Source organism: Pseudochrobactrum asaccharolyticum (assembly GCF_003314995.1).
In the GTDB taxonomy this organism is placed as follows: Bacteria; Pseudomonadota; Alphaproteobacteria; order Rhizobiales; family Rhizobiaceae; genus Pseudochrobactrum; species Pseudochrobactrum asaccharolyticum.
Window position 1 is genome coordinate 25,195 of sequence record NZ_QNRH01000004.1, and the last position, 16,547, is coordinate 41,741.

The window sequence follows — 16,547 nt, forward strand, 5'->3', positions numbered from 1 at the left end:
ACATCGGCATCTGAAAGGGCCTGTCCGATGTGCCGCCGATAGTATCCGGCAACACGGCACCCCTGCTTTTCCTGTTGCCGCTTTCGAAAACGTCTATTCTTTGATCGGCTCCGACTCTCTTGCCGATTGGAGCCTGTATGCGTGGTGGCCGAATACTCTGGGGCCAGATCATTGTCGTATTCACCATTGTCCTGGTGATGGTCTGGACTTCGACACAATGGGTGGCCTTCCGCCTTGGCTTTCAGCCCCAGCTCGGCAATCCATGGTTCGATGTTGCGGGATGGCCGGTCTATTATCCTCCGGCCTTCTTCTGGTGGTGGTTTTCCTATGACGCCTATGCGCCCGGTATTTTCACCGAAGGCGCGTTCATCGCCACGTCCGGGGCGTTGTTCGCTATCGCCGCCGCTTTTTTCATGTCGATCATCCGGGCGCGCGAGGCCCGCAACGTCGCCACCTACGGTTCTGCGCGATGGGCCGAGGACAAGGAAATCCATGCTGCCGGACTGCTCGGTCCCGATGGCGTGGTCCTTGGCAGGCATAGCAAGGACTATCTCCGGCACGACGGCCCCGAGCATGTCCTTTGTTTCGCGCCCACCCGATCAGGCAAAGGCGTCGGTCTCGTTGTGCCGACGCTGCTGACCTGGCCGGGAAGTTGCATCGTGCACGACATCAAGGGTGAGAACTGGAATCTGACGGCCGGCTTCCGGTCCCATCACGGCCGCGTCCTGCTGTTCGATCCGACCAATGTGCATTCCGCAGCTTACAACCCGCTGCTGGAAGTCCGTCAGGGGGAGTGGGAAGTCCGCGATGTCCAGAACATCGCGGATATTCTGGTCGATCCCGAGGGCAGTCTCGACAAGCGCAACCATTGGGAAAAGACCAGCCATTCGCTACTGGTCGGCGCCATCCTGCATGTTCTCTATGCCGAGAAGGACAAGACGCTGGCGGGGGTCGCGAGCTTTCTGTCCGATCCGCGCCGTCCGGTCGAGGCGACCTTGCGCGCCATGATGGACACGCCGCATCTGGGCGAAGCCGGTGTGCATCCCGTCATCGCCTCATCGGCACGCGAACTGCTTAACAAGTCCGAGAACGAACGCTCCGGCGTGCTGTCCACGGCGATGTCCTTTCTCGGTCTCTACCGAGATCCGGTCGTGGCCCGCGTGACGGCCCGCTGCGACTGGCGCATTGCTGATCTGGTCGGAGCAAAAGAACCGGTCAGCCTCTACCTCGTCGTACCGCCCTCGGACATCAACCGGACCAAGCCGCTGATCCGTCTGATCCTCAATCAGGTCGGGCGGCGGCTGACCGAGGAGCTGGAAACCTCCGGCAAGCGCCATCGCCTGCTGTTGATGCTGGACGAGTTCCCCGCGCTCGGGCGGTTGGACTTCTTTGAATCGGCACTCGCCTTCATGGCCGGTTATGGCCTCAAAGCGTTCCTGATCGCGCAGTCGCTCAACCAGATCGAGCGCGCCTATGGGCAGAACAACGCCATTCTCGACAACTGCCATGTGCGTGTCGCCTTTGCTGCCAACGATGAACGCACCGCCAAGCGGATTAGCGACGCGCTCGGCACGGCGACAGAAATGCGCGATTCCACCAACTATGCCGGTCATCGCCTCGCGCCCTGGCTCGGGCATCTCATGGTTTCGCGGCAGGAAACAGCGCGGCCGCTCCTGACACCGGGCGAGATCATGCAGCTTCCGCCAACCGACGAGATCGTCATGGTAGCGGGTGTGCCGCCCATCCGCGCCGCCAAGGCGCGCTACTATGCCGATGCGCGGCTTCAGGAACGGGTGCTGCCGCCGCCCGATCTGCGCAAGCCGTCGGTGAAGATGGCAACATCGGCGCCAGACGACTGGACGAGCCGTGTTGTTGCGGCCGCGGCCGGCCACGGCCCCACGTCGAACACGTCCGACGACGATCCTGCCAATGCCGGTATTCGTCGTGAGCCGGAGCTTCCCGAGCATGAGGAAATCATCCCGCCGCCACCGCCGCCATCGCAGGAGTTCGATTTTCTCGATGATGAGCCCGACGTCGATGCCGTCAAAGCCCGTGCCATGCGTCAGCGGATGCGCATGGTCGCGCGGCAGGCGTCACTCGACCCAAATGACGGCATCGAGCTTTGAGAAGGAAGACAGGCATGACGAGTCGCACCCGCATGAATGTCTACTTCTCCCCGGATCTGCTGAAGCAGGTCGAGGGTCTGGCGCTGCGTCGCAATGTTTCAAAATCCGCAGTGATCGAGGCTGCGGTAGCATCCTTCCTGTCCGGTGACACGACCGAACGGCTGGAAGCCGCAATGTCGCGACGCCTGGATAAGCTTGGCCGCCAGTTCGATATGCTGGACGAAGATGTCGCCATCCTCGGCGAGACGCTTTCGCTGTTCGTACAATTCTGGCTCACCATGACGCCGCCGCTGTCAGATAGCGCGAAACAATCGGCGCGCATCAAGGGCAACGAGCGCTTCGAAGGCTTCATGCAGACGCTGGGCAAGCGCCTGGCTTCCGGCGATAGGTTCCTGAAAGAGTTGTCGCGGGATATGGATTCGCTTCACGATCTTTCGTCACAAGGCCAGTCCGAAGCGGATGGAAACCAGCTCTGAACTTTCGATCCATCCTATTTACCGCCCTGCGCCGCCGATGCCCGCACACGCGTAAACATCTGTTGAAACGGCCCTAAATCAGGTTCTTTTAATCGACCCCAATCCGGGGTCCGTCTTTTGCGCGTCCCGCCATGAATGGGGCCGCCATGACCGCATCACATCAGAAACCCGAGACGATTGCGCGTGGTGCGCGGATGCTGCGCACCGCGCTCGGTGCATCGATTGCCCGGTTTCTGGAAGATCCAGCTGTGGTCGAGGTGATGCTGAATCCCGATGGCCGCATCTGGGTGGATCGGCTCTCCGAAGGGCTGGCCGATACGGGGGAGAGGCTGTCGGCTGCCGATGGCGAGCGGATCGTCAGGCTGGTCGCCCATCATGTCGGCGCCGAGGTTCATGCCCGCAATCCGCGTGTGTCGGCTGAACTGCCCGAGACCGGAGAGCGCTTCGAAGGGTTGCTGCCGCCTGTCGTCACGGCGCCGACCTTTGCCATCCGCAAGCCTGCCGTTGCGGTGTTCACGCTCGACGACTATGTAAACGCTGGGATCATGACCAGTGCTCAGGCCGAGGTGCTGCGCCTGAACGTCGCTACGCGCGCCAATATCCTTGTCGCGGGCGGCACCTCGACCGGAAAAACCACGCTGACCAACGCGCTGCTGGCAGAAGTCGCCAAGACTTCGGACCGCGTCGTGATCATTGAAGACACGCGCGAACTGCAATGCGCCGCGCCCAATCTGGTCGCGATGCGCACCAAGGATGGCGTGGCGACCCTCTCCGACCTGGTGCGTTCGTCGCTGCGCCTGCGCCCGGATCGCATCCCGGTCGGCGAGGTGCGCGGGTCCGAAGCTCTCGACCTCCTTAAAGCCTGGGGCACCGGCCATCCGGGCGGGATCGGCACCATCCATGCCGGTTCCGGCATTGGCGCGCTGCGACGCCTCGAACAGCTCATCCAGGAAGCCGTCATCACCGTCCCGCGCGCCCTGATCGCCGAGACAATCGACCTCGTCGCCGTTCTTGCCGGACGCGGCTCTTCCCGCCGGCTGGTCGAACTCGCCCGCGTCGATGGGCTGGGGCCGGACGGCGATTACGCCATCACGCATCCCATCACTTTGGCAACCACCCCGAAAGGAAACCTTTCATGATCCGCACGATTTCACGCGGCTGCCGCATCATGGCAACCGCCGCTGCCACTGTTTCCATCAGTCTGATGCTGGCGCCTGCCGCACACGCCTCCGGCTCCTCCATGCCCTGGGAGGCCCCGCTTCAGTCGATCCTCCAGTCGATCGAGGGTCCTGTCGCCAAGATCATCGCCGTCATCGTCATCATCGCCACCGGCCTGGCGCTGGCCTTCGGTGATACCTCCGGCGGCTTCCGCCGCCTGATTCAGATCGTCTTCGGCCTGTCCATCGCCTTCGCCGCGTCGAGCTTCTTCCTGTCGTTCTTCTCGTTCGGCGGCGGGGCGCTCATCTGATGGCGGGCGGGTTTGAACAGCTCGATGCGGTGCCGGGCTTCTCCATCCCGGTTCACCGGGCGCTGACCGAGCATATCCTGCTCGGCGGCGCACCGCGTTCGATTGCCATCGTCAACGGCACGCTGGCCGGCGCCGTCGGCCTCGGCCTTCGTCTCTGGCTGGTTGGCATCGCCATCTGGGCGGTCGGTCATTTCCTCGCGGTATGGGCTGCCAAACGCGATCCGCTTTTTGTCGAGGTGGGCCGTAAGCATCTGCGCATACCCGGTCATCTGTCGGTGTGAGGGCGCAGCCATGATGAACCTCACCGAATATCGCCGTACCGCTACCCGCCTCGCGGATTTCCTGCCCTGGGCCGCGCTGGTTGGCTCGGGCGTCGTGCTGAACAAGGACGGCAGTTTCCAGAGGACTGCGAAGTTTCGCGGGCCGGATCTGGATTCCGCTGTTGCCGCCGAACTGGTCGCGGTCGCCGGGCGTATCAACAACGCCGTGCGCCGCCTCGGCTCCGGCTGGTCGATCTTTGTTGAGGCACAACGAAGCGAAGCCGCGACCTATCCCGGCAGCCAATTTCCTGATCCGGCCTCCGCTCTGGTCGATGCCGAGCGCAAAGCTGCCTTCGAGGAAGCGGGCACGCATTTCGTGTCGGGCTACTTCCTGACCTTCCTCTGGCTGCCACCCGCCGAAGATGCGGCTCGCGCCGAGACCTGGCTCTACGAGGGCCGTGAGCAATCCGGCGTCAATCCATGGGAGCTGATGCGCGGCTTTGTCGACCGCACCGACCGCGTGCTGGCGCTACTCGACGGCTTCATGCCCGAATGCCACTGGATCGATGACGCGGGCACGCTGACCTATCTCCATTCCACGATTTCCACGAACCGCCATCGCGTCCGCGTGCCCGAGGTGCCGATGCACATCGACGCGCTGCTGGCCGATCAGCCGCTGACCGGCGGGCTGGAGCCACGCCTGGGCTTGTCGCATCTGCGCATCCTGACCATCACAGGCTTTCCGACAGCGACCACGCCCGGCCTGCTCGACGAGATGAACCGGCTCGCGTTCCCGTATCGCTGGTCCACCCGCACCATCCTGATGGACAAGACGGACGCGACGAAACTCCTCACCAAAATCCGCCGTCAATGGTTCGCCAAGAGAAAATCCATCGCCGCGATCCTCAAGGAGGTGATGACCAACGAGCAATCGGCGCTGGTGGACACCGATGCGTCCAACAAGGCGCTCGATGCCGACATGGCCTTGCAGGAACTGGGCGCTGACGTCGCCGGCATGGCCTATGTCACAGCAACCGTCACCGTCTGGGACGCCGACCCCCGTATCGCCGACGAGAAGCTGCGTCTGGTCGAGAAGATCATTCAGGGCCGTGACTTCACGGCCATGCCGGAAACTGTCAATGCCGTCGATGCCTGGCTAGGCTCGATCCCCGGACATGCCTACGCCAATGTCCGGCAGCCGCCGATCTCGACGCTCAACCTCGCCCACATGATCCCTCTATCGGCCGTGTGGGCGGGGCCGGAACGGAACGAACATCTCGGAGCGCCCCCCTTGCTGTACGGCAAGACCGAAGGTTCGACTCCGTTCCGGCTTTCCCTTCATGTCGGCGACGTGGGCCATACCCTCGTCGTCGGCCCGACCGGCGCGGGCAAGTCCGTGCTGCTGGCGCTGATGGCGCTGCAATTTCGCCGCTATGATCGCAGCCAGATTTTCGCTTTCGATTTCGGGGGATCGATCCGGGCATCCGCGCTCGCCATGGGGGGCGACTGGCATGATCTCGGCGGTGGATTGACCGAGGGATCGGAGGTTTCCGTTTCCCTGCAACCGCTGGCGTGGATCGATGATGCCTATGAACGGTCATGGGCCGCTGACTGGATCGCCGCGATCCTGATGCGTGAAGGCATGAGCATCACGCCGGAGGTGAAGGAGCACATCTGGACGGCGCTGACATCGCTGGCATCCGCCCCGACGGGGGAACGGACCATCACCGGCCTTGCCGTGCTGCTGCAATCCAACGATCTGAAACAGGCGTTGCGCCCTTACTGCATTGGCGGCGCCTATGGCCGGTTGCTCGACGCCGAGGCCGAACATCTCGGATCAGCCGATGTACAGGCCTTCGAGATCGAGGGGCTGGTCGGCACTGGGGCTGCGCCTGCCGTCCTGTCCTATCTGTTTCATCGGATCGGCGACCGGCTCGACGGTCGGCCAACCCTGCTCATCATCGACGAAGGCTGGCTGGCGCTGGATGACGAAGGTTTCGCCAATCAGCTCCGCGAATGGCTGAAGACGCTCAGGAAGAAGAACGCTTCCGTCATTTTCGCCACGCAGTCACTTTCCGACATCGATGGCAGCAATATCGCGCCTGCCATCATAGAAAGTTGCCCGACGCGGCTGCTGCTGCCGAACGAACGCGCCATCGAGCCGCAGATCACGGCAATCTACCGCCGCTTCGGCCTCAATGACCGGCAAATCGAGATCCTCGCGCGGGCCACGCCAAAGCGGGACTATTACTGCCAATCGCGGCGCGGCAATCGCCTGTTCGAGCTTGGCCTCAGCGAAGTCGGCCTCGCGCTCTGCGCCGCATCATCCAAATCCGATCAGACCCGTATCGCCGAACTCGTTGCCGAGCATGGGCAGGACGGTTTTCTCGCGGCCTGGCTGCGCGATCGCGGCGTCGAATGGGCCGTCGATCTGATCCCGAACCTTACCAATCTTGTCGAACGGACAGAGCCCGCTCGGTCGGTCGCGCCAGATCAAATCCATCCAGATGACAGCCAAGAAAAGGAGATCCTGCCATGATCCGTATCCCCGTTTCCCGATATGTCAGTGCATCCGTGCTGGCGCTGACGCTCGCCATGCCTGTTGCACTGTCGCCCATGCTGGCAAGCCCCGCTCACGCTTTTGGCTTCGGCCGCATCGTCTATGATCCGACCAACTATGCGCAGAACCTTCTGACCGCCGCACGCACGCTGGAGCAGATCAAGCACCAGATCACCTCGCTTCAGAATGAAGCGCAGATGCTCATCAATCAGGCGAAGAATCTCGCCAGTCTGCCATATTCCTCGCTCCAGACTTTGCAGCAGAACGTCCAGCGCACGCAGCAGCTTCTGGCCCAGGCGCAGAACATTGCCTTCGACGTGCAGAACGTCGATCAGATGTTCCAACAGAAATACGGCAAGGTTTCGCTATCCGCGACCGACGCCCAGCTCGTCGCCGATGCACGGTCCCGTTGGCAGAATACGGTCGGCGGCTTGCAGGACGCCATGCGCGTGCAGGCCGGTGTCGTCGGAAATATTGACACCAATCGCGCTGAAATGTCCGCCCTTGTCGCGCAGAGCCAGAACGCGACCGGCGCGTTGCAGGCGACACAAGCGGGCAATCAGCTTCTCGCGCTCCAGTCGCAGCAGCTTTCCGACCTGATCGCGCTGATGTCCGCCAATGGTCGCTCCGAAGCTCTGATCGAAGCCGAGCGCGCCACCGCCGCCGACCAGGGCCGCATCCAACGCGAGCGTTTCCTGACACCGGGATCGGGCTATCAGCCCGGCAATGCCCGGATGTTCGGCAACGGCAGCAACTGACCGGACAGGAGGGGCGCGACATGGACGGCAAGATGCTGGCCAGGCTTGGCGCGATCATATTCGTGGCCATCGCCATCACCGCGACGGTGATCGAAATGACACGCGAGGACGAACCAGCACAGCCCCGTTCGGCGCCGGCGCTTCAGGCGCCTGCCGATCCGCTGCACCAGAGCCTGCGCCACTGCCAGCAGTTAGGCGAGGCCGCCGTGAACGACCCCGGCTGCCTCGCCACCTGGGCCGAGAACCGCGACCGGTTCCTCGGCCGGACGCCGGTGCCCGCCGCTCCGCATCAGAACGGGGGACAGTGAACCATGGGCGGCACCGGCGTCATCGACAACTTTCTGGGTGTTTTCACCAGTTATATCGACAGCGGCTTCGGCCTGCTCGGTGGCGAGGTCGCCTTCATTGCCACCACGCTGATCGTCATCGACGTAACGCTGGCGGCATTGTTCTGGTCCTGGGGTGCCGACGACGACATCATCGCCCGGCTGGTCAAGAAAACGCTGTTCATTGGCGTCTTCGCCTATCTGATCGGCAACTGGAACAATCTCGCCCAGATCAACTTCGACAGCTTCGCCGGTCTTGGCCTGAAAGGTTCGGGCACCAGCTTTTCCGCCGCCGATCTGCTGCGGCCCGGCAAGGTGGCGCAGACCGGCCTCGATGCCGGTCGCCCGCTGCTCGAATCCATCTCGGACATGATGGGTTATTGGTCGTTCTTCGAGAACTTCATCCAGATCGCCTGTCTGATGTTCGCCTGGGCGCTGGTGCTGCTGGCCTTCTTCATTCTCGCCGTGCAGCTCTTCGTCACGCTGATCGAGTTCAAGCTGACCACGCTGGCGGGCTTTGTCCTCATTCCCTTCGGCCTCTTCGGCAAGACCGCCTTCATGGCTGAGCGCGTGCTCGGCAATGTCGTCTCTTCCGGCATCAAGGTGCTGGTGCTCGCCGTCATCATCGGCATCGGCTCGACATTGTTCTCGCAGTTTACGGCCGGTTTCGGCGGCGTGACGCCGACCATCGACGACGCAATGGCGATCGTGCTGGCCGCACTTTCCCTTCTCGGCCTCGGCATCTTCGGTCCCGGCATCGCTTCCGGTCTGGTTTCTGGCGGCCCGCAGCTTGGCGCAGGTGCAGCAGTTGGAACCGGCCTTGCCGCTGGCGGCATGATGCTTGCCGGCGGCGCTGCCGCAGGCATGGCCGCGAAGGGAGGGGCAGCGGCGCTGTCGGGTGGAGCTGCTGCCGTCCGTGGCGGTGCTGCTGCGGCAGGGGCGGCGAGCGCCGCCTATAGTGTCGGATCGCTCGGCCAGTCAGGGGCTGCCGGTGTTGCCTCCGGCCTCGGCGGCGTTGCCCGCGCGGCAGGCTCCGCCGCCGCATCGCCCCTGAAACGAGCGGCCTCGAAAGCAGCGGAAAGCGTCAAATCCAGCTTCTCCGATGGCGCGCGCGGCGGGCTCGGCGTCACCGGTGGATCGTCCTCGCAGGGAACCATTGGCGGTGCGAGCGTGGCCGGTGCCGCACCCGCCTCCGCACCGGCGGGCGGACCGCCTGCATGGGCGCAGCAGATGCACCGCCGCCAGGCGCTCAATCACGGCACGACCATGGCCGCCCATGCCGTCCGCTCCGGTGACAGCCACGGCGGCGGCTCTTCCGTCAACATTTCCGAAAGTGACCGCTCATGAACATCTTCAGACGTCCAGCGACCCATTACGGCAAATCGCCTGAACCCGAGACGCCTTACCAGAAAGCCGCACAAGTCTGGGACGAGCGCATCGGCTCGGCTCGCGTGCAGGCCAAGAACTGGCGCTATATGGCCTTCGGCTCGCTGATCCTCTCGGCGGGCTTCGCTGCCGCGCTCGTTCTGCAATCGGCGCGAGGGACCGTCGTGCCCTGGGTGGTGCAGGTCGATAATCTCGGCCAAGCCCAGACCGTCGCCGCAGCCACCGCCGATTACCGTCCGACCGATCCGCAGATCGCCTTCCATCTTGGCCGTTTCATCGAGCAGACGCGCTCGATCCCGGCGGATGCCATCATCGTGCGCCAGAACTGGCTGCGCGCCTATGAGTTCACCACTGATAGGGGAGCGGCCGCGCTCAACGACTATGCCCGCGCCAATGATCCGTTCACCCGTGTCGGCCGCCAGCAGATCGCAGTCGAGGTTTCCAGCGTCATACGCGCCTCGAACGACAGCTTCCGCGTCGCCTGGACCGAGCGTCACTATGAGAACGGGCAGCTTTCCACGACCGAGCGCTGGACCGCGATCCTGACCATCGTGATCCAGACGCCGCGCGATGCCGAGCGTCTGCGCGCCAATCCGCTCGGCATCTACGTTAATGCAATTTCATGGTCGCGGGAGATGAGCCAATGACCATCGCGTCTTCCCGCAATTCCGCCTTGCCGGTTTTCCGTAAACCCGCCTTTGCAGCTTTGTTGCTTTCGGTCACCATGCTGGCAGGCTGCGCCACCAACAAGACGCCGCAGTTCAGCTATGATGCCGATGTGCCAGCGTTGCCCGTCGTGCCGACCGCTGTCACCGATGACCGGCCTCGGCCGCTTCACACGCCGCCGGCCTGGGCGGTCGCACGCGGCGGAACCGCTGCCGGAACACCGGCAGGCCGGGTTGAGAACGCCAATGCCGCCGCCCGCGTCGAGCCGCGCCGCGAGGGTTACTATAACGCCATCCAGATATATCCCTGGTCGGAAGGCGCGCTCTATCAGGTCTATGCCGCACCGGGCCAGATCACCAATATTGCGCTGGAGCCGGGCGAAAGCCTGACCGGCGCGGGACCGATCGCGGCAGGAGACACCGCCCGCTGGATCATTGGCGATACCGAGAGCGGGAGCGGTACATCGCGCCGGGTCCATATTCTCGTCAAACCATCCCGATCCGACATCTCAACCAATCTCGTGGTGACGACCGATCGGCGCACCTATATGATCGAGCTGCGCGCCCGCGAGGCGCTCTATATGCCGTCCGTATCCTGGTCTTATCCGGCGCTGCCTGCCGGTCAGCGCCAGACCGTTCCCGCAGCACCCATCATCCCGATCGAGGCGGCACGCAACTATCGTTACGGCCTGACCGGAGATACGCCGCCATGGCGGCCGATTTCCGTCTTCGATGATGGCCGCCGTGTCTATGTCGTTTTCCCGCGCGGCATCGTGCAGGGAGAGATGCCACCGATTTTCGTCATCGGTTCCGAGGGCGAGACCCAGATCGTCAATTCCCGCGTTCACCAGAACATCTTGATCGTTGATCGGCTGTTCGGAGCGGCTGAGTTGCGTCTTGGTAGCGGCAAGCAGCAGCAGATGGTCAGGATCGTTCGCATCGAGCAAAGGCAAGCTGCCCAGCCCGCCAAAACCAGGGAGCAACCGTCATGAGCGAAGAGGCTACCACCAATCCAACGCCGATGCGTCTGCGTGCCGAGTCGCCGCGCGTCACGCGCCTGTCGCGCAAAATGCTGGCCGGTGTTGGCGCCGTCGCGCTCCTCGGCATCGGCGGGGCGCTGATCTATGCGCTCCAGACGCGCGATATGAGCGGAAACGGTGAAGAACTCTATTCGACCGAGAACCGCGCCACGGCAGATGGACTGGCAGGTCTGCCGAAGGATTATACCGGGCCGGTCCTGGGGCCGGCATTGCCGGGCGATCTCGGTGGCCCGATCCTGGATGCCCAGAACAGGGGGCAACCCGTTACGCCGCCCACTATGGTAACACCAACCCGTGATCCTGCCGAGGAGCGACGTCTTGCCGAGGAAGAAGCCGCACGTCTTAGCACCGTGTTCTTCCAGTCGGGGCAGAGATCAGCGACTACGCCTGGCTCCAATATGCCGGGCCTTGCTGGCCTTGACCTTGGTGGCCAGCCCGCAACACAGGACCGCCACACGGCATTTCTGAATGGGCCGGTGGAACGGCAGACCGTTGCCATGGATCGGATCATGGCGCCAGCCTCGCCCTACATCCTTCAGGCAGGGGCCGTAATCCCGGCGGCGATGATTACCGGCATCCGCTCGGACCTTCCCGGCCAGATCACCGCGCAGGTCACGGAAAATGTCTATGACAGCCCGACCGGCAGTCTGCTGCTGATCCCGCAGGGAACGCGCATCATCGGTCAGTATGACGCCGGTGTGCAATTCGGTCAGCGCCGCGTGCTGCTGGTCTGGAACCGCCTGATCCTGCCCAACGGCCGCTCCATCGTGCTGGAGCGCCAGCCCGGTGCGGACGCTTCCGGCTATGCCGGGCTGGAAGATGGCGTTGATTACCACTGGTGGGATCTGATGAAAGCGGCGGGGCTGTCCACGCTGCTCGGCATCGGCACGGAACTGGCGACCGACGACGAGGATCGTCTGATCCGCGCCATCCGCGACGGAGCGCAGGATACCATCAATCAGGCCGGGCAACAGATCGTCCAGCGCCAGTTGCAGGTCGCGCCGACCCTGACGATCCGGCCGGGCTACCCGGTCAGGGTCATCGTTACCCGCGATCTCGTACTCGAACCTTATAGGAACTGACCATGACGAAGCTGAAACTCGGCCCCCTCATCGAAGACAAGCCCGTGAAGGTGACGGTGGAACTGCCGGGGCCGCTGCACCGCGATCTTGCCGCCTATGCAGAAGTGCTGGCTCGCGAAACCGGCCAGCCCGCTGCCGATCCTGTCAGGTTGATTGTGCCGATGCTGGAACGGTTCATTGCGACAGATCGGGGCTTTGCCAGCGCCCGAAGGTTTCGCTCATGAGGTGCCGAGCGAGTCATGGCGCGTCGCGGCGATGATTTCCATCAACGTATCGACGGCCTTTCGTGTCGCATCCCATTTGGCGGTCTGATCCATTTCCCGGTTCTGAAGGGTGAGGCTCACCGCGCCGTGTACCGTTGACCAGAACATGAAGCTGTAACGGCTCAGATCCATGCCGGGCAAAAAGCCTTGGTCCTGAGAGCAGCGAAGTCCCGCCAGCAACAGATTTAGTATCTGTCTTCCAGCTTCGCCCGACCATGGATCATCGCTGACTCCGAGCCGTGGCGGCGGTGTGAACATCAGTCGGTACAGCGTGGGGTTTTCGAGGGCAAAGCGGACATAGGCATAGCTGCCATCACGCAAATAGCCGAATGGATTGCCGCGCATCTGCTGGAAGACCGCCAGCTTTTCCCTGTAGAGCTGGTTGAAACCTTCGTCCCGAACGGCGCGCAACAAGGCGCTTTTGTTGCGGAAATGGCCGTAAAGCGCTGGCGCTGTGCAACCGATGGCGTGCGCGACCGCAGTCAGCGGTACGTCGAGGTCGCCACGTTCTGACAGCAGCCGGATCGTTTCGTCGATCGCGCGACGAGCAATATCAAGTTCTTGCTCTTTCCGGGGACGGGCCATTCGGATGCCTGTTGCAACTTGTCGTGAAAACTAAACGACATTTACTTTTTTCGTTGACGGGCCGGAAGTCAAGAAGCAGCATTCGGTAACTGAACGTCGTTTAGTTTGAGGATGTGCGGAGAGCCGATGAACGCACACAGATCGATTTTCGCGTTGATGATGGCGGGGTGCCCGTCAGAAACCGAACGCTGTTTGGGATGATGCACCATGGCTGTGATCGGGAACAATCAGACCTCGCCTGATGATAGCCTCACAAAGGTCGTTGAGGGGAAACCCGGCACATCTGCGGTCCGGCTGAACCAGTTGCGATATTTTGTGGCCGCCGTCGATTATGGGAGTTTTCGCAAGGCTGCTGCCGCGCTTTCTGTGCAGGAATCCTCCATCAGCCGACGAATCCGTGATCTCGAAGATGAACTCGGGGCGTCGCTTTTCATGCGTCATGCTGGCGGGGTGCGGTTGACCGTTGCCGGGCGGGAATTCCTGCGCAACGCTCGCCATGCTCTTCGCCAGATCGACATTGGGGTGACCAAGGTGGCGGCAGTTGGCCGGGCGGAGCAAGGGCTGATCAAGGTCGGGATATTTTCGTCCCTTGCGTCAGGATTTCTGTTCGATCTGTTGCGTGCCTTCAGCACGTGCCACCCGAACGTGCAGGTCGACCTTATTGACGGCAATCCGCCCGAGCACATCGCGGCTGTCCGGAAACTTTGTCTGGACGTCGCATTCATCACGGGAACCGCGGCATGGGATGGCTGTGAGGCGGAGCATTTATGGTGCGAGAAGGTTTTCGTGGTGCTGCCCGATAACCACCCTTTGACGGGCAAACCGGAACTTGGATGGGGCGATTTGGTCTCCGAGCGGTTCATTGTGAGTGACGTTGCGCCGGGTCAGGAGATCCACGACTATTTGGTTGCTCACCTTGCCGGTCTCGGCCGCCACCTCGATATTCAGTCTCAGCAGGTCGGCCGCGACAATATCCTATCGCTGGTCGCTCTCGGTTGCGGCCTCACTCTGACGAGCGAAGCAACGACCGTCGCCCAGTTTCCAGGGATCACCTACCGGGAACTTGCGGATGAGGTGCTGCCGTTCAGCATGGTCTGGTCCGCGCAAAACGACAATCCGGCGTCTCGGCGGTTGTTGAGCCTGGCACGATCGCTGACAGGGCTGGCCCGGCGAAAATAGGGTTTGACGGCACTGTACGATCACGCCGTAGCATTGGCTGCAATCGACATCGACGGTGCCGGTATCGAAGATGTCGTGGCGCTGCCCACGTCCAGGCTGACTGACTTCGATAGCGCTTTTGCCTCGCCGTGTTTGTGTACGGTGACACGGTGCGCATCCGGCCTTCCTCGGGCTTGACAGTTTGAGGCTTGTTAGAATAGAAAGTATACGGACATCGCAAGGTGTCCCATATACTTTTTATCCTTTTAAGTGCGGCGGGACGAGCAATGCTGAAATGGGGTGTCGAGAGGCGGTTGGAGTTCATCGAATTCCGCCTGTTCTGGGAGGGGGGTGTCAATCGCTCTGACCTGATCGATACGTTTGGCGTCTCCGTTCCGCAGGCGTCAAAGGACTTGACCCATTATCAGGAGCGTGCGCCGCAGAATGCGGTCTATGACAAAAGCGCTCGCCGCTACGTAGCCGGCCCGGATTTTCAGCCGGTGTTTCTAGACCCGGACCCGGACGCCTATCTCATGCGGCTCCGATCGATGGCGGAAGGTTTCGCCGACGCGGGGGCGAACTGGCTCGCTGCCCCGCCTGACATGGATATCGCTCTGACTTTGCGCCGTAAGGTCGATACCGAAGTTCTGCGTTCAGTTCTGGCGGCGGTGCGGGAGGAAAGGTCGCTGGACCTTCATTACCAATCCATGAACCGCGATCGGCCCGATCCGGCATGGCGGCGGATTACCCCGCATGCCTTCGGCTTTGATGGTCTGCGCTGGCATGTGCGGGCCTGGTGCCATGAGACGGAGCGCTTCAAGGATTTCCTGCTCTCGCGTGTCCTTGGATTCGGCGAGTTCGGCGAGCCAGGTGCTGCTGCGGCACAGGACCGGCTGTGGCAGGAAACCTACGATATCACCCTTGTGCCGAATCCTGATCTGTCGGTCGGTCAGCAGGCGGTGGTCGCAAAGGACTACAACATGGTGGATGGGCGCGCTGTACTCACAGTTCGCTATGCCATGCTGTTCTATGTGCTCAAGCGGCTGGGGCTCCTTGAAGGGGCAAGGCTGCGAGACCCCCGGACCCAGCATATCGTTGCAGCAGACGAACAGGAGGTTGCCGCCGCCCTTGAGCGTGCGCAGCATGAGTTCGATGACGCTGACATGGCAAGCGGGGGCGCGCCCCGATGATGTCTTCCGTACCGAAATACCGGATGTCTTTTGGTGTGGGCGGGCTCATGCTCAATGAGAGCCTCGCGATTGCGCAAAGCTATCAACCCGGTGAGAGCTGGGCATCTGCTCGTGTGCGCTTGCTGGCACAGGGCGCGTCATCCTTGCCCAAACTGGCCTCGCAAACCCGCACGCTTCGTGAAGTGTATGACCGGATAGGCCATCTCTCGGATGCCGAGCGCCAGTACCTGTCGGCAGAGGCTGACCGCGCTGAGCAGCAGGCAATGGTGTGGCTGGCGGTCTGCCGGACCTATCGCTTTATATACGAATTCGCAGTCGAGGTGATCAGCGAACGCTACCAATCATGGCGGCTTGACCTGGGTCATGAGGTTTTTGACCGCTTTCTCGCGGAGAAGGCTGAAAGCGATCCCGGCCTCGCCGCTCTTTCAGCTTCAACCTGCGCGAAATTGCGTCAGGTCTTGTTTCGGATATTGCGTGAAGTTGGTTTGATAAGCGTCGAGGGTAGAATTCAGCCGATTTGGTTATCGGGGCGCATGAAGCGGCTGATTGAGGTGAGTAATCCGGCGGACTTGCAGGTCTTTCCCGGAAATGGGGGGTAATGGTGGGCACGAAAACTGATCGGCGCGCCCGCGCCGAGCACCTATTCAGGGTAGTTTCCAGCGATCGGTTCTTGCAAAAGCAAGGGCTGGGAAACGAGGTTCCCTTTTTCATCTGCGCTTTTGATGCCGAAGACGGACTGAGCCTGGGCGAGGATCGTGAGGATCTGATCGCCCGGCTGAGCCACGCCGGTGTGCGCGTACTTGATATCGATCTCTATGACCTTTCGATCAGGATCCTCGAAGACCGGGGTATCTTCGAGCAAATCCTTGAGGTTGAAGTCGAAACGGAAAAGGCGGAGCTCAAGGAGCTGTTGCAGGGCGTTCTGGACCCGCAGGCGCACCTCATTCCAGAGATTGCGCGGCGCATCGAAGAAGTCCCGCACGACGTGATCTTCCTGTCAGGCGTAGGTGAGGTTTACCCTTACCTGAGGTCGCACAACGTACTCAACAACCTGCAAAGCACCGCGAAAGATCGCCCGACGGTCATGTTCTTTCCGGGAAAATACACACACGCGCTGGCGACAGGAGCATCGCTGGAATTGTTCGGCTTGCTCCATGACGACAAATACTACCGCGCGTTCAATATCATGAATTACGAGGTCTGA

18 protein-coding genes are annotated in these 16,547 nt (G+C 62.1%); 17 read left to right on the forward strand and 1 reads right to left on the reverse strand.

Annotated elements, in window-relative coordinates:
- Positions 1–137: 137 nt before the first annotated feature.
- From DFR47_RS11380 to DFR47_RS11440, 13 genes are all read left to right on the forward strand, one after another.
- The gene (locus DFR47_RS11380; protein ID WP_113944559.1) at positions 138–2,126 is read left to right on the forward strand and encodes a conjugal transfer protein TraG; all 1,989 of its coding nucleotides are present in this window, start codon (positions 138–140) and stop codon (positions 2,124–2,126) included.
- Between the two features lie 14 nt (positions 2,127–2,140).
- Complete coding sequence (locus DFR47_RS11385) at positions 2,141–2,602, forward strand: ribbon-helix-helix domain-containing protein (protein WP_009450541.1); 462 nt, start codon at positions 2,141–2,143, stop codon at positions 2,600–2,602.
- Between the two features lie 146 nt (positions 2,603–2,748).
- On the forward strand, positions 2,749–3,741 hold the full coding sequence (trbB, locus tag DFR47_RS11390) for a P-type conjugative transfer ATPase TrbB (RefSeq protein WP_113944982.1): 993 nt from the start codon (positions 2,749–2,751) through the stop codon (positions 3,739–3,741).
- The gene (locus DFR47_RS11395) at positions 3,738–4,070 is read left to right on the forward strand and encodes a TrbC/VirB2 family type IV secretion system protein (protein WP_009450539.1); all 333 of its coding nucleotides are present in this window, start codon (positions 3,738–3,740) and stop codon (positions 4,068–4,070) included. The genes trbB and DFR47_RS11395 overlap by 4 nt, the downstream gene beginning before the upstream one ends.
- The gene (locus DFR47_RS11400; protein WP_035746326.1) at positions 4,070–4,351 is read left to right on the forward strand and encodes a VirB3 family type IV secretion system protein; all 282 of its coding nucleotides are present in this window, start codon (positions 4,070–4,072) and stop codon (positions 4,349–4,351) included. The genes DFR47_RS11395 and DFR47_RS11400 overlap by 1 nt, the downstream gene beginning before the upstream one ends.
- A gap of 10 nt (positions 4,352–4,361) precedes the next feature.
- Positions 4,362–6,869 (forward strand): conjugal transfer protein TrbE, encoded by a 2,508-nt coding sequence (trbE, locus tag DFR47_RS11405; protein ID WP_113944560.1) that lies wholly within the window; start codon positions 4,362–4,364, stop codon positions 6,867–6,869.
- A complete protein-coding gene (trbJ, locus tag DFR47_RS11410) occupies positions 6,866–7,648 on the forward strand; it encodes a P-type conjugative transfer protein TrbJ (RefSeq protein WP_113944561.1) in 783 nt (260 codons plus the stop codon). Before trbE ends, trbJ begins: the two co-directional genes overlap by 4 nt.
- Positions 7,649–7,668: 20 nt before the next feature.
- Positions 7,669–7,956 (forward strand): putative entry exclusion protein TrbK-alt, encoded by a 288-nt coding sequence (gene trbK-alt / locus DFR47_RS11415; protein WP_024707398.1) that lies wholly within the window; start codon positions 7,669–7,671, stop codon positions 7,954–7,956.
- Between the two features lie 3 nt (positions 7,957–7,959).
- Entirely contained in the window at positions 7,960–9,321 is a 1,362-nt protein-coding gene (gene trbL / locus DFR47_RS11420; RefSeq protein WP_113944562.1) for a P-type conjugative transfer protein TrbL, read from the forward strand.
- Positions 9,318–10,007 (forward strand): conjugal transfer protein TrbF, encoded by a 690-nt coding sequence (gene trbF, locus DFR47_RS11425; protein ID WP_020818572.1) that lies wholly within the window; start codon positions 9,318–9,320, stop codon positions 10,005–10,007. Before trbL ends, trbF begins: the two co-directional genes overlap by 4 nt.
- A complete protein-coding gene (gene trbG, locus DFR47_RS11430) occupies positions 10,004–11,017 on the forward strand; it encodes a P-type conjugative transfer protein TrbG (protein ID WP_113944563.1) in 1,014 nt (337 codons plus the stop codon). Before trbF ends, trbG begins: the two co-directional genes overlap by 4 nt.
- A gap of 29 nt (positions 11,018–11,046) precedes the next feature.
- Positions 11,047–12,147: a TraB/TrbI/VirB10 family type IV secretion system protein gene (locus DFR47_RS11435; protein WP_170137503.1), complete on the forward strand. Its 1,101-nt coding sequence runs from the start codon at positions 11,047–11,049 to the stop codon at positions 12,145–12,147.
- Positions 12,148–12,149: 2 nt separating this feature from the next.
- Positions 12,150–12,371 (forward strand): DUF2274 domain-containing protein, encoded by a 222-nt coding sequence (locus DFR47_RS11440; protein ID WP_113944565.1) that lies wholly within the window; start codon positions 12,150–12,152, stop codon positions 12,369–12,371.
- Here DFR47_RS11440 and DFR47_RS11445 read toward each other — a convergent pair.
- Positions 12,366–12,995, reverse strand: a complete 630-nt coding sequence (locus tag DFR47_RS11445; RefSeq protein WP_113944566.1) for a TetR/AcrR family transcriptional regulator — start codon at positions 12,993–12,995, stop codon at positions 12,366–12,368. The two genes, DFR47_RS11440 and DFR47_RS11445, sit on opposite strands and share 6 nt — an antisense overlap.
- Before the next feature lie 207 nt (positions 12,996–13,202).
- Between DFR47_RS11445 and DFR47_RS11450 the strand changes: the two genes are divergently transcribed.
- The 4 genes from DFR47_RS11450 (at position 13,203) to DFR47_RS11465 (ending at position 16,547) form a co-directional block, all read left to right on the forward strand.
- Positions 13,203–14,174 (forward strand): LysR family transcriptional regulator, encoded by a 972-nt coding sequence (locus DFR47_RS11450; RefSeq protein WP_113944567.1) that lies wholly within the window; start codon positions 13,203–13,205, stop codon positions 14,172–14,174.
- A 266-nt stretch (positions 14,175–14,440) separates the two neighbouring features.
- The gene (locus DFR47_RS11455) at positions 14,441–15,343 is read left to right on the forward strand and encodes a BrxR family helix-turn-helix transcriptional regulator (RefSeq protein WP_113944568.1); all 903 of its coding nucleotides are present in this window, start codon (positions 14,441–14,443) and stop codon (positions 15,341–15,343) included.
- On the forward strand, positions 15,340–15,942 hold the full coding sequence (locus DFR47_RS11460) for a DUF1819 family protein (protein WP_113944569.1): 603 nt from the start codon (positions 15,340–15,342) through the stop codon (positions 15,940–15,942). The genes DFR47_RS11455 and DFR47_RS11460 overlap by 4 nt, the downstream gene beginning before the upstream one ends.
- Positions 15,942–16,547 (forward strand): DUF1788 domain-containing protein, encoded by a 606-nt coding sequence (locus DFR47_RS11465; RefSeq protein WP_066700610.1) that lies wholly within the window; start codon positions 15,942–15,944, stop codon positions 16,545–16,547. The genes DFR47_RS11460 and DFR47_RS11465 overlap by 1 nt, the downstream gene beginning before the upstream one ends.

Coding starts and splice junctions, on each gene's coding strand:
- DFR47_RS11380 (WP_113944559.1), top strand. CDS start 138: ATGCGTGGTGGCCGAATACTCTGGGGCCAGATCATTGTCGTATTCACC.
- DFR47_RS11385 (WP_009450541.1), top strand. CDS start 2,141: ATGACGAGTCGCACCCGCATGAATGTCTACTTCTCCCCGGATCTGCTG.
- trbB (WP_113944982.1), top strand. CDS start 2,749: ATGACCGCATCACATCAGAAACCCGAGACGATTGCGCGTGGTGCGCGG.
- DFR47_RS11395 (WP_009450539.1), top strand. CDS start 3,738: ATGATCCGCACGATTTCACGCGGCTGCCGCATCATGGCAACCGCCGCT.
- DFR47_RS11400 (WP_035746326.1), top strand. CDS start 4,070: ATGGCGGGCGGGTTTGAACAGCTCGATGCGGTGCCGGGCTTCTCCATC.
- trbE (WP_113944560.1), top strand. CDS start 4,362: ATGATGAACCTCACCGAATATCGCCGTACCGCTACCCGCCTCGCGGAT.
- trbJ (WP_113944561.1), top strand. CDS start 6,866: ATGATCCGTATCCCCGTTTCCCGATATGTCAGTGCATCCGTGCTGGCG.
- trbK-alt (WP_024707398.1), top strand. CDS start 7,669: ATGGACGGCAAGATGCTGGCCAGGCTTGGCGCGATCATATTCGTGGCC.
- trbL (WP_113944562.1), top strand. CDS start 7,960: ATGGGCGGCACCGGCGTCATCGACAACTTTCTGGGTGTTTTCACCAGT.
- trbF (WP_020818572.1), top strand. CDS start 9,318: ATGAACATCTTCAGACGTCCAGCGACCCATTACGGCAAATCGCCTGAA.
- trbG (WP_113944563.1), top strand. CDS start 10,004: ATGACCATCGCGTCTTCCCGCAATTCCGCCTTGCCGGTTTTCCGTAAA.
- DFR47_RS11435 (WP_170137503.1), top strand. CDS start 11,047: ATGCGTCTGCGTGCCGAGTCGCCGCGCGTCACGCGCCTGTCGCGCAAA.
- DFR47_RS11440 (WP_113944565.1), top strand. CDS start 12,150: ATGACGAAGCTGAAACTCGGCCCCCTCATCGAAGACAAGCCCGTGAAG.
- DFR47_RS11445 (WP_113944566.1), bottom strand. CDS start 12,995: ATGGCCCGTCCCCGGAAAGAGCAAGAACTTGATATTGCTCGTCGCGCG.
- DFR47_RS11450 (WP_113944567.1), top strand. CDS start 13,203: ATGGCTGTGATCGGGAACAATCAGACCTCGCCTGATGATAGCCTCACA.
- DFR47_RS11455 (WP_113944568.1), top strand. CDS start 14,441: ATGCTGAAATGGGGTGTCGAGAGGCGGTTGGAGTTCATCGAATTCCGC.
- DFR47_RS11460 (WP_113944569.1), top strand. CDS start 15,340: ATGATGTCTTCCGTACCGAAATACCGGATGTCTTTTGGTGTGGGCGGG.
- DFR47_RS11465 (WP_066700610.1), top strand. CDS start 15,942: ATGGTGGGCACGAAAACTGATCGGCGCGCCCGCGCCGAGCACCTATTC.